Raw genomic sequence first — 13,666 nt, 5'->3', positions numbered from 1 at the left:
AAAGATTCACCTCCTAAAGCTATTATAACAATTTTTATAAAAAACTTCTAATATTTTATAAAGTTTTCTAAACTTTTGTCATCTGTTATTCAACCTCTCTTATTCTTAGTTATAAAAAAACCCGAGTCAAACTCGGGCTTCAGTTCTTCAACTATTTGTTTACTTTTTCTTTGAATTCTTTTCCTGCCTTGAATACTGGCACTGTTGAAGCAGCTATCTTAATTACTTCCTTAGTTCTTGGATTTCTTCCTTCTCTAGCAGCTCTTTCTCTTGTTTCGAAAGTACCGAAACCAACTAATTGAACCTTTTCACCATTTTCTAAAGCTTCTTCTACGCTATCGATAAAAGCCTTTAAAGCTAATTCAGCATCTTTTTTTGTTAATTGGCTCTTTTCTGCCATGCTTGTAATTAATTCTGATTTATTCACGATTACATCCTCCTTAAAATCCAGTTAGCCTTTTATATAACTGTGTTTATGTACCACACTTACATTATCTTATTATATATCCTCTTTTCGAAGTAGTCTACATATTTTATAAAATGATTAAAAAATGTAACATTACCTACTAATACTAATGCAGCATAGTAACTGATAAACTATCTTATTTTTTATAATTCTCCACTAATTATTAAAATCCTTTTATTATTGTTTTTTTTCTAATTTCTTAGCTTCATCCCATAGTTTATCCATATCTTCTAAAGACATACTTTCTAAACTCAAGTTATTTTCTTTTGATTTTTTCTCCATGTAACTAAATCTTTTTATAAATTTATCTGTAGTTAAGTTTAATGCATCTTCTGCATCTACATTTAAAAACCTACTCACATTAACACACGAAAATAGCAAATCACCTATTTCCTCTTTTATTCTTACCATATTTTCACTTTTATATACATCAATTACTTCATTTAATTCTTCTTTTATTTTTTCAATAGCATCTTCAACATTATCCCAATCAAAACCTACCTTTTTAGCCTTCTTTTGAATCTTCTTAGCTCTTAAAAGTGCAGGAAATGCTTTTGCAACTCCATTTAATTCATCAGTTAAAGTTTCAAAATGTTTTTCACCTTTCTTTAGTTCGTCCCAATTTACAAGAACTTCAGCTGTATCCTTAACATTTATATCTCCAAATACATGTGGATGTCTATAAATCATCTTATTAGATATACCATCTGTAATATCTAACATATCAAATTCTGAATCATCTATTCCTAATGATGCATGGAATATAACTTGAAATAATACGTCTCCTAATTCTTCAATAAGAGCCTCTTTATTATTTTGCTCTATAGCATCAAAAACTTCATAACTTTCTTCAATAATATCTCTCTTTATAGACTCATGAGTCTGTTCTTTATCCCATGGGCAGCCATTTTCACCTCTTAATATCTTGACAATTTCAATTAAATCATCAATATCTTTTTTACCCTTTGAATTTTTAGGTATATATATAATATTAAATTCACTAAAATCAGTTATATCATCAATTTTATTAAGTTTAATTTCAAGACATTTTCTATCTTTATTAATAATATAGTATACCTTTATATCTTTATCATATACATTTTCCAATTTGGTTTTAATCTTTAAAGCTACATACTTACTAGATATATCTTTAATTACAACTTCACTGTGCTTTCTAATATCAGCTTCTTCTATACAGTTAGAATTAATTATTGTAATATCTTCTATTGTTTTATTTAAACAGCTTTGAATTAATTCCTTTATTCCTGCTGCAGGATATATTTTATAATCTATATTCTTTTCTTTACATAGCTTTATAATATCTTTAACAGACTTATCATTATCTGAAGGACTTCCTATAGTAGCATAAACCACTTCATTATTTTTAGAAATATTTCTTATATCTTTAAATAGATTAGATGAATTTTTAAATAGTATTCCCTCTTCCTCTAAAGACTTTATAATTTTCAAATCTGTATTTTTTATATAAATATTTTTAGACTCTTTTAAAATTTTATAAGTTTTAATGGTCAAATCGTCTATTTCTCCATAACCTAACCCCACTATATTTATCATAAAGTTTCTCCTCTCTCATCTTTAATTTTTACTAAATCTATATTTAATCTCATTAATATCAATTACTTTTAAAACTAATACACTTACACCATATATTATGGCTCCAATGCCTATTGATGCTATACATGAAAAACTATTATTTCCAGTTTTATTATAAAGCATACTATAAACAATCAAAACAAAAATTATCATAAGTACTGATGCTAGAGCTGGTTTTATAAAATTATTATAAAATCTAAACTTGGTACCTAACTTTAACTTCATAGAAATCACATTTAACATAGTTGTAGTTACATATGCTCCTATACTTGCTATTACTGCTCCATATATATTTAACTCTGGAACAGATACAAGGGTTATTGTTAAAATTACTTTTACTATGCAGCCTATAAGTAAATTAAAAACTGGTCTTATATAGCTTCCTATACTTTGCAAAATAGATGTGGTAGTCTGCGTAATAATTATAAAAGGCACTGATATAGATAAATATTTTAGTATTTCCAAGCCTTCAGATCTTCCCGGAAATATAAATTTCATAATTGGACCTGCCATAAAAAATAATCCAAATAAACATGGCATGGCTATAAGTGCTGATAATTTTATTGATAAATCTATTTTTGAATCAACTTCTCTTTTTCTTTTTAAAATATAGCTTTCTGCTATTATTGGAATTAAAGATGTACACAGCGCCATAGATAAAGTAAGTGGAATATTTACAATGACTGATGCTTTTCCTGTAAGCTGTGCGTAAAGAATTGTTGCCTGTTGATTTGAAAATCCTGCATCTAATAATTTTTGTGGTACTAATATAGAATCTATTAAACTCATTATTGTACTTACTGTTGCACCTATAGAAATAGGTATGGCTATCCTTAATATTCTACTTAATATTTCAGGATTACTTTTTATCTTTCTAATTCCATAATTTCTTTTTACTTTACTATACTTAAATCCTAAGTATGTTACTCCTAGTACGCCTCCTGCAGCTGCTCCAAAAGCAGCCCCTCCTGCTGAATATTCAATTCCTTTTGGAAGGAAAATCATTGCAAGTCCAACTCCAACTACTACTCTTCCTATTTGCTCTAATATTTGTGACATTGCTGATGGAGTCATATTTTGAAGTCCTTGAAAAAAACCTCTGTAAACTGTCATCATAGATATAATAAAAGGTGCAAAGGATACTCCAATTAAAGAATAATATGCTTTTGCATCCCACTGAAGAAATTTAACAATAGGTGTTGCAAAGAAAAACAAAATTAAAGATGTGCCTGTCCCTATCATAAGCATTAGTAATCTAGCTTCTTTTACAACTTCAAAACTTCCTTTAATATCACCTGTAGCATTTTTTTCTGATATCATTTTAGACATAGCTACAGGAACTCCAGATGCCATAGCTACAAAAAACATATATAAAGGATATGACATTTGATAATATCCAACGCCTTCATCTCCAATAAGCATTATTAAAGGCCATCTAAAGAACAACCCTAAAAATCTCGTTAGTATTCCCGCTATTCCTAACACTATGCTTCCTTTTATTAAGGATTGCTTTTTCATAAAATACCTCCAAACTTTATCATTATTATGTATTACTTATTCTTATTTTTAGTTCAGAGGTATTATTACTAATATATTTGGGATTAACTCTAAAATTTAATAAAACCTTATTTTATTGTTCCATTTGTCTGCCTAAAAAGCCTGCTGCTGTTTCTGATAATTTCACTTCTAAGTCACCTAATTTAGCACCTTCTTTTGCTACTATAATAACAGATCCAATAGCATCGCCTTCAGAAATTATTGGTGAAATTACTTGTGAGCTATAATTAGATTCTTCATCATCATTATGTAGAGGAATTATATCACTTTGTTCAGATAAAAGAACTGTTTTTCTATCTTCTGTAATTTTTTCCAATTCTCTACTTATCTTTCTTTCTAAATAATCTTTTTTAGGCGCACCGCTCATTGATATAAATGCATCCTTATCTGCTACTAATACAATATTTCCTATTGCTTGTTGAAGGCTTTCTGCATAGTCTTTTGAAAAATCAGTTAATTCTCCAATTGGGGAATATTTTTTTAGTATTACTCCACCTTCCCTATCTGTAAAAATTTCTAAAGGATCTCCTTCTCTTATTCTAAGTGTTCTTCTTATTTCTTTTGGAATAACAACTCTTCCCAAATCATCAATACGTCTTACAATTCCAGTCGCTTTCATTATAAAAACTAACCTCCTTAAATAACTTTTTCCTTAGTAACACTCTTATTATTTGACTCTATAGAAATTTTATACACATATACCCATTATTTATATTCAAATTTTATATAAGTAGATACTTTAAAGTATAAAAAAGGTGCATTTAAATGATTTTTCAATCATTTAAATGCACCTTTTTCACAAAAATATTTTATAACTTATCTTCATAAGTTTTAACTTTTAATTCTTCTTTTAATTCATCTAATTTACTCTTAAATACATCTTGTTCTTTTGTTTGCTTTAAAGTTTCAGAAATTGTTGTTTTTAAAGAATCATTTAAAGGTTCTAATGTTCTTTCTGGATATACTGTAGTATTTACTATTAAATGATATCCATATGAAGTCTTAACTGGTTCTGAAACTTGGTTTGCTGGTAAGCTCTTAAATCCATTAGCAAACTCTTCAACCATTCCACTATTTTCAAATGTTAGACGTCCTAAATCTTGATATAATGAACCTTTGAATTGTTCTTCTTCAGATACTTCTTTTAATGATTTACCTGATAATACTTCTTGTCTAGCTGCTTCAGCTTTTGCCTTTGCTGCATCTTCTGCTCCAGCTAATATATTTCCTTCAGAATCTTTTTCTGGTTGAAATAATAAATGCAATACGTCTGCTCCTGCATCATAAGTATAAGTATCTTGATTTTCATTATAATAGTTTTCGATATCTTCATCTGTAACTTCAATATCAGAAGTCATTGCAGCATAAACTTGATCTAAGATTATGCCTTCTTTTAACATTTCTCTTAAGCTTTCATCATCATATCCCGCTTGTTCAAGTTGAGTTTCATACTCATCTCCAAATTGTTCTTTGTATTGATTAATTTGATCATCAACCTGCTTTTCGACTTCATCATCACTTATATTTACATCGTACTTACTCTTGCTTTGCATCATTACAGCTTTAGTTACCAAATAATCCAATCTTTGTTCTCTAGACTTCTTTAAATTAGTCTTTACACTTTCATTAGATTCATAATCATCTCCATATTGCTGCTTAAGTTGATCAATCATTGATTTTAATTCTTTATCAACGTCATCCCTTGTTATTTTTGTGTCCCCTACCTTAGCTAATACTGTCTTCCCCTTTGACTCATTAGTTCTTTCTACCATGTTACATCCTGCAAATGATGCAGCCATAGTTGCAGCTACCGCTAAAGTCATTAACTTTTTAATTTTTTTCAAAGCCATTCCCTCACTTTTCTGTTTATTAATAGGTTATAACGACATATTAAACGACATACTTTAAGTATAACAACACTTTATGCCGAACACAAACGTTTTCTTCCTTCTTTTCATTAGTTTTCCAATAAAACATCTTATATTTCTTTGTAAATCTCTAATATTTGCCTTTTATCTCTTTTTTTCCTAGCAGATAGTACTTATTTATATCGTTTTTATATAAAAAAAATAGCAGAAATTATAAATTTCTGCTATTTAAAACCATACTTATATTCTATCTTCATAAACCTTAACTTTTAATTGTTCTTTAAATTCATCAAGTTTAGTATTATATGCTTCTTCTTGTTTATCATATAATAATGTATTCTTAACTTCATCTTTAACTTGATCTAAAGGCTTAACTTCATCATTTGGATAAACTACTGTATTAATAATTACATGATATCCATATTTAGTTTTAACTACATCTGATACTTGATTTGCAGGAAGGTTTTTGAATGCATCTTCAAATTCTTGAACCATTCCACTATCTTCAAAGCTTACACGACCTAAGTCCTCATATGTAGTAGTATCTTTATATTCTTCACTGTTTGCAACATCCTTTAATGATTCACCTTGAAGAGCTTTTTGTCTTATTTCTTCAGCTTCTGCCTTTGCAGCATCATCTGCTCCATCTACTGGATTTCCATCACTATCAGTTTTAACTTTAACAAGTATATGAGTAACATCTGCACCTGCTTTTGTAGTGTAATCAGAAATATGTTCATTATAGTAGTTTTCTATATCTTCATCTGTAACTTCTACATCTGAAATCATTGCATCAACTACCATACCTAATACAACTTGTTTCTTCATATAATCCTTAAAACTATCATCATCATATCCATATGATTGTATGTAGTTTTCATAATCTTCATCTGACCCTAGTGCTTGTTTATAGTAATCTATTCTACTATCAACTTCTTTATTTATTTCATCATCATCTGGATCTACTCCAACTTCGTCCTTACTTTGTAGTAAAACTTCTTGATCAACTAATCCATCTAATTGCTTAGTTCTTAAACTTTTTAGTGTTGATTTTAAAGATTCATTTGATTCATAATCATCACCATATTGTTCCTTATAAGAATCAAGATAAGGTTTTAATGCTTTATCTACATCTTCTCTAGTTATTTTTGTATCTCCTACTTTAGCCAAAACTTGCTTTTGCTTAGATTCTTCAGTTCTTTCTACTAAATTACATCCTGTTAATGAAAAAACAACTATCCCAGCTAAAGCCATAGCAACTAAATTCTTTATTTTTATCAAAGTAACTACCTCACTTTTCCTGTTTTTATCATAGGTTTAACGACATATCATTAGTATATCAATATTATTTCTCATATTCAATTTATTATTGCTTATTTTTCGTTATTTTGGTTAAAGAACTTAACATTTCCTTAAAAGTCAATAACATCTCTTCTTTATTTAAATCATTTTCTACAAATACAAAGGATGGCTCTTCTCCAAATCTTAATAGAACCTTATCTTTATAATTTTTAAGCAATTCTTTGAATACATTCTTATACTCTTCATCATCTTTAGCAAATTTGAAGACTATTTCCTTTGGAGTTTCTTTAATTTCTTCTATAGATAGCATCTTAGCTCTGCTCTTTATATAAGCTATATCCATAAGATTGTATACCGGCTTAGGTATATTTGAATATCTATCTTCAAGTTCTTCTTTTATATCCATATATTCTTCCATACTCTCAAGAGCTGCAATTTTCTTATAAATAGATATTTTTTGTATTTCATCTTCTATATAATTTGATGGTATATATGCATCAACTTTTAATTCTACAGTTGTTTCTATAGGTTCTTTGTCTATATCACCTTTTACAAGCTTTATTGTATCTTCAAGCATTCTACAATATAAATCATATCCTATAGTAGCCATGTGCCCATGTTGTGATGAGCCCATCATATTACCTGCTCCTCTTATTTCTAAGTCTCTCATAGCTATCTTAAATCCTGAACCAAGCTCAGTAAAATCTTTTAAGGCTTTCAGTCTCTTTTCTGCTACTTCAGTAAGAATCTTGTCCTTAGTATATAAAAGATATGCATAGGCTATTCTATTTGAACGCCCAACTCTTCCTCTTAACTGATATAACTGAGATAATCCCATCTTATCTGCATTATAAACAATTATAGTATTTACATTTTGTATATCTATTCCTGTTTCTATTATTGTTGTACAGACTAAGACGTTATTTACATTATTCACAAAATCTCTAACTTCGTTTTCTAATTCTCTCTCTGTCATACGACCATGAGCAACTGAAATCTTTGCTTCTGGAACTAAGTTCTTTACATAACCAGCCATTCTGTCTATATCTTCAACCCTATTATAGACAAAGTATACCTGACCGCCTCTGCTTATTTCTCGCATTATTGCATCTCTTATAAGCTGATCATTTTGCTCAACAACATAGGTTTGAATAGGGTATCTTTCCTCTGGTGGAGTTTCTATTACAGAAATATCTCTCACTCCAGTTAAAGACATATGAAGGGTTCTTGGAATTGGTGTTGCACTTAATGTTAGAACATCAACATTCTTCTTCATATTCTTCATCTTTTCTTTTTGAGCAACTCCAAATCTCTGCTCTTCATCAACTATTAATAAACCTAAATCTTTAAATTTTATATCTTTTGAAACAAGTCTATGAGTTCCTATTAAAATATCCACATTTCCTTCTTTTACAGCTTGAATAGTAGCCTTCTGCTCTTTTGCTGTTCTAAATCTACTAATCATATCTATAGTAACTGGGAAATCTGAAAATCTTTTTTTTAAGTTTTTATAATGCTGTTCTGCTAATATAGTTGTTGGAACTAAGAATGCAACTTGTTTTCCATCCATAACAGCCTTAAATGCCGCTCTAACTGCAACCTCAGTCTTTCCATATCCAACATCTCCACATAAAAGTCTATCCATAGATTTATCAGATTCCATATCAGCTTTAATTTCTTCTATACATAATAATTGATCTGGTGTTTCTTCATATGGAAACTCATCTTCAAATTGCTTTTGCCACTCAGTATCCTTTGAGAACTTATGACCTTTCATAGTAGCTCTTGTAGCATATAATTTCATTAAATCTTGAGCAATTTCATTTATAGACTTTCTAACCTTAGCCTTTGCCTTAATCCATTCATTTCCGCCTAATTTATTAACTTTAGGAGATTTACCTTCACTTCCTATATATTTTTGAACAAGATCAAGCTGATCTACAGGAACATAAAGTTTGTCTCCTTTATCATAAATAATATCTAGGTAATCTCTTTTGCTTCCACCAACTTCAATTTGCTTTATTCCTTTATATACACCAATACCGTGATTTGCATGTACAACATAATCTCCTGGTTTTAGCTCAGCAAAACTCTTAATCTTAGCAACACCTTTAGTCTTTTTCTTTGTTTTTCTAAGTTTTCTTTTAGCTTCACCAAAAACTTCTTTATCTGATATAACACAAACTTTATATTCAGGACATTCAAAACCTTTAAGTAGGTTCCCAAAAGTAATTACAACTTTTCCAAGTTGAATATCATCAATTGCATCCTTATAGACACTTTCTATTCCTCTATCTCTTAAAGTTTCAACAAGTCTTTCACCTCTTGCTCTTGTGCCAGATAAAATTATAGTTCTATATCCATTGTTCTTTTTACTTAAAATATCATCAATAAGTATATCTAGCTGTCCTTGATAATGATTAAGGGATGCTCCTTTTATTTCATAAGTATGTTCAGCTTTTAAAATTTCACTACCCTTTTGAATTTCTTCAAGCATTATATCTACTTTTTCTTCTAAAAGACTGAGTACAGTTTCTTTATTTAATAATAACTTTCCTTGAGATGGTAAAATATCACCTCTCTCTAGAAATATAGAATAACTTTCATTAAACTCAGTATACATACTATCTAATTTTCCTAGTGATCTTAATTTATCATCAAGAATAACTACGTACCCTTCTAGATAATCAAAAAAACTTTCACTATCTTTATATAGGAAAGGTAAATAACTATCTATTGTTTCAAAGGTATGTGTTTCTTTAAAACTTTCTAAATTTCTATTAACTATACCTCTTAGTTTTTGTACTTTCTCATTATCTTTACTTTTTGATAATGTTTCTTCTAATTCTTCATTAATAGCTTTTATAGCTTCTTGCATTACATTTTCATCAATAATCATCTCTTTAGCTGGAAATATCTTTACAGTCTTTACCTTATCAATACTTCTTTGAGACTCAACGTTAAAAGTTCTTATTGATTCTATTTCATCACCAAATAGCTCTATTCTATAAGGATTTAAAGAATCTGGTGGAAATACATCTAATAATCCACCTCTAAGAGAAAATTCTCCTTTACCTTCAACTATTTCAACTCTTTCATATCCAGCTTCAGATAAAGTCATAGCTATATCTTCAAAATTAACTTCTTTTCCAATTCTCAATAATAATTTATGTTTTTTTAATAACTTTCTAGGAGTATATTTAGAAGCAAATGCATCTATTGATGTTACTAATATACCCTTTTTCTTTTCTAATATATCTTTTATTACCCTTAATCTAGCCCATCTTAAATCTCCAGATATAGCATCAACATTGTAAAAAACAACTTCCTTTGCTGGGAAGTATGAAACATTACTAGTATATAAGCTTAAATCTTCATATAAATTTTTTGCTTCCATATCACTATGAGTTACTACAACAACTGGTTTATCTAATCCTTCATAAACTGCATTTGCTAAATATGCCTTTGAAGATTCAGATAGTCCAGATATCTCAATAGGACCTCTTCCTTCTAATACATCCCTTTTTATACTGGAAAATTTATCGCTAGTAATTAAGGGTTCAATTAACCCTTTTAACCTCATTTACAGCACCATCCTTAAACTGTTTTTTCTAAACTAAATCCATTATATTTATTCATTGCTTCTTTAACATCACCCTTAACTATTTCTTCTGCTGCCATTGCTACAGCTTCTAAAACTTTATCAAGATCTGCTCTTTCTTCTTTTGAAAAAGTACCTAAAACATGTTTTACTAGGTCTCCCTGAGGTTTCCCCGCTCCTACTTTTATTCTTGCAAAAACATCTCCACCAGTATGAGCTATTATGCTTTTGATACCATTGTGCCCTCCAGCACTTCCTTTTGGTCTAATTCTAATTCTACCCACATCTAATGTTATATCATCATATATAATTAAAATATCTTCATTAGACAACTTATAAAAGTCCATAACTTCTCGTACACTTTCTCCACTTAAGTTCATATATGTTGTTGGTTTTAATAAAATAACCTTTTCTCCTCCAATAAAACCTTCTCCATATACACCTTTAAATTTTGTCCTAGAAACCTCTATATTATACTTATCAGCAATAACATCTATTGCATCAAACCCTACATTATGTCTTGTATTATCATATTCTCTGCCCGGATTACCCAAGCCAACTATAAGAAACATCTTCCTTATCTCCTTCTTTATTAATTATTACTACTATTATACTAAATTATATCTTCATGACAAAAATAAATTTTAATCAAACAAAATTTCCAAACTTTTTTGATTTCCATCTCTTAAAATCATGCAGTTAATACTTTCTCCACTTTTTTTATCTTTTACAATATTATTTATATCTTCTAATGACATTATTGTTTTATTATCTATAGACAATATTATATCAGTAGGCAAAAGTCCTGCCTTAGCAGCATAACCATCTGGAATTATATTTTCTATATATAAACCTCTAACTTCATGTTCTATATCATCAATTAATTCTCCACTTATCCCAAGCTTATCTGTAAAACTAATTATATACTCAACAGCCTTTTTTAACGCCTCTGCACTTAATGCATAATATAATTTTTCATCTTTATTAGAATTTAAAGTTTGAGAATTAAATCCTATAAGTTCTCCATTTAAACTACATAAAGGTCCACCTATATTGTTATCATTTATAACAGCATTAGTCTGTATAACTCTATATGAATTATTATTAGCCTCATCATATATGTTAGTATTAGTCGATGTAATTATCCCTAAAGTAGTTGCTCCTATAAAATCATTTGAAATTGCATTTCCTGAAGCTATAACAAAGTTACCTTCTTTAATGTCTTTGTTAGATATATTTATAGGTATTAAACCATCTGAATCCACCTTGATAAGTGCAACATCAGTAATTTCATCTGCTCCAATCATACAACCTTCAACTGGCTCTCTACCAAGGGATGGGAACTTTATAAATATCCTTTTCATATTTTTTATTTTTGAAAGGCTTGTCACAATGTAACCTTGTTTATCTATTATTATTCCTGTAGTATTTCCTTCTACAAATGTATTTACATTTAATTTATCTTCTGAATCACTTATTGTAACTAAAGAATGAGATACTTCTGTTACCCCTTTTTTAAGAATTTCATCCATACTATATTTATTCTCTTTTGTAATTTCATCTGTTATACTTTTTAATTCTTTATGTATTACTATTTCTGAAGATACAACTCCACATATAACAGCAGCTACTAAAAGAATAATTATTTTAGAAAATTCTTTTCTTTTACTCTATTTACTTTTTATTACAATTCTATCCGATTCGCTTTTTTCATTCACTCAAACCCCTATCCTAAGCTTTAGATAATGTAAATATAAATTCAGTTTCTCCATCTTTACTATTAACCCATATGTCTTCTCCATGTCTTGACAATATAGTTCTTACAATAGATAACCCTAATCCTGTACTTTCTTTATTTGTTCTTGATGAATCTGATTTATAAAATCTATCCCAAATTCTTACCAATTCCTCTTCTGATATTCCTTTACCCTTATTTTTAATACTTACATATACTTTTTTTCCTTTAACACTAGTCTCTATTCTTATTATTTCCCCAGAATAGCTATACTTTATTGCGTTATCTATAAGATTAGTAAGTACCTGAATCATCCTATCTCTATCTGCATAAACAAATTGATGATTTTCATTTAATATTACTTCTACTTTTAAATCTCTTTCAGCAATTTGGGCTTCTTTATTAACAAGACAGATTTCTATTAATCCATTAATATCAATCTCAGACTTCTTTAAGATATAATTTGAATCATCTAAGGTTGATATATCTAGTAAATCATCAACAAGTCTAGAAATACGCTTAACTTCATCATAAACTATTGATAAATAATACTTTTCTTTATCAATAGGAATTATTCCATCTAATATTCCTGCTATGAATCCTCTTATAGATGTTATTGGCGATCTTAATTCATGGGATATATTAGAGATAAAGTTTTTTCTTTTAATCTCACTTTTACTTAAAAAGTCAGCTATTATATTAAAGGATTTTGTTAACTCTCCAATTTCATCATCAGAATGTATAGTTTCTATTCTTGAAATTTCTCCTATAGATATATTTTTTGCTACTTTACTTATTTCATTTATTGGCTTAACCACAATATTTTTTATAAAATGATTGATTCCTATACTTGTAAAGATTATAGCTAAAAATATTCCTCCCCATATTATAGTTATAAGTTTTATAATTCCACTATTTATTTCTGCTTCTGGAATTTCAGTTATTATGACTCCTCCAAAATAATCTCCTTGAAATACTGGCTTCATATAAATAAATTTTTCATTGTCAGCTTTCTTAACAGCTTCACCATTTATTAAAATTTCTCTCTCTTCATCTGTTATAATTTTTCCTAGCAATTTTGATTTACTCTCATTTTCCTCTTCGTTAGAAACAGCATATGTATATCCAAGATTATCTGTAATCATTATACTTGCCTTTGAAGAAGTACCCACTGCATTTAATATATTTTGCAAACTATTAAAGCTAGAATTTTGTTGTGCTCTTAAATAGTTGGATGCTTCAATTGTTATGGGATATATTTGCTTATCAAGAGTTTCTATTCTATTTTCTTTTAAAAATTGAATACCAGAAATGCTTAATATATTCCCAAGGACTATGAGAAATATAGATAAAACTGAAATAGATTTAACTTGTATTTTATACACCAACCCTTTTTTCATTTTTTTACTTCACCTCAAACTTATATCCAACCGTTGCCAAAACCTTATAAAACTTTATAAAGCTTGTTTAATTCCTTATTCAACCTGTCTGATTTTGTAATGAATAAATTCATATACTACTCT

At 28.7% G+C, this 13,666-nt stretch carries 10 protein-coding genes; all 10 read right to left on the bottom strand.

Translation table 11 applies throughout. The features are described 5' to 3' along the window. Positions 1-151: 151 nt before the first annotated feature. Positions 152-427, bottom strand: coding sequence for an HU family DNA-binding protein (locus BM384_RS10820; protein WP_090013570.1), 276 nt, complete (start codon positions 425-427; stop codon positions 152-154). A gap of 216 nt (positions 428-643) precedes the next feature. Next, a complete protein-coding gene (mazG, locus tag BM384_RS10815; RefSeq protein ID WP_090013568.1) occupies positions 644-2,041 on the bottom strand; it encodes a nucleoside triphosphate pyrophosphohydrolase in 1,398 nt (465 codons plus the stop codon). A 21-nt stretch (positions 2,042-2,062) separates the two neighbouring features. Continuing rightward, the gene (locus BM384_RS10810) at positions 2,063-3,598 is read right to left on the bottom strand and encodes a putative polysaccharide biosynthesis protein (RefSeq protein WP_090013567.1); all 1,536 of its coding nucleotides are present in this window, start codon (positions 3,596-3,598) and stop codon (positions 2,063-2,065) included. A gap of 112 nt (positions 3,599-3,710) precedes the next feature. Beyond that, positions 3,711-4,256 (bottom strand): stage V sporulation protein T, encoded by a 546-nt coding sequence (gene spoVT / locus BM384_RS10805; RefSeq protein ID WP_090013565.1) that lies wholly within the window; start codon positions 4,254-4,256, stop codon positions 3,711-3,713. 190 nt (positions 4,257-4,446) lie between these two features. After that, the gene (locus BM384_RS10800) at positions 4,447-5,481 is read right to left on the bottom strand and encodes a SurA N-terminal domain-containing protein (RefSeq protein ID WP_175537349.1); all 1,035 of its coding nucleotides are present in this window, start codon (positions 5,479-5,481) and stop codon (positions 4,447-4,449) included. Positions 5,482-5,745: 264 nt separating this feature from the next. After that, a complete protein-coding gene (locus tag BM384_RS10795; RefSeq protein WP_090013562.1) occupies positions 5,746-6,786 on the bottom strand; it encodes a SurA N-terminal domain-containing protein in 1,041 nt (346 codons plus the stop codon). A gap of 85 nt (positions 6,787-6,871) precedes the next feature. Beyond that, positions 6,872-10,390 carry a transcription-repair coupling factor gene (gene mfd / locus BM384_RS10790; RefSeq protein ID WP_090013561.1) on the bottom strand — a complete coding sequence of 1,173 codons (3,519 nt, stop codon included), beginning with the start codon at positions 10,388-10,390 and terminating at the stop codon, positions 6,872-6,874. 14 nt (positions 10,391-10,404) lie between these two features. Continuing rightward, a complete protein-coding gene (gene pth, locus BM384_RS10785) occupies positions 10,405-10,980 on the bottom strand; it encodes an aminoacyl-tRNA hydrolase (RefSeq protein ID WP_090013560.1) in 576 nt (191 codons plus the stop codon). A 72-nt stretch (positions 10,981-11,052) separates the two neighbouring features. After that, positions 11,053-11,940, bottom strand: coding sequence for a S1C family serine protease (locus tag BM384_RS10780; protein ID WP_090013558.1), 888 nt, complete (start codon positions 11,938-11,940; stop codon positions 11,053-11,055). A gap of 199 nt (positions 11,941-12,139) precedes the next feature. After that, positions 12,140-13,543 (bottom strand): sensor histidine kinase, encoded by a 1,404-nt coding sequence (locus tag BM384_RS10775; protein ID WP_090013557.1) that lies wholly within the window; start codon positions 13,541-13,543, stop codon positions 12,140-12,142. Between the last annotated feature and the right edge of the window lie 123 nt (positions 13,544-13,666).

The organism is Clostridium sp. DSM 8431 (assembly GCF_900116755.1).
Classification (GTDB): Bacteria; Bacillota; Clostridia; order Clostridiales; family Clostridiaceae; genus Clostridium.
The sequence above is the reverse complement of the archived record's forward strand: the minus strand, read 5'-3'. Positions and strand labels throughout refer to the sequence as shown.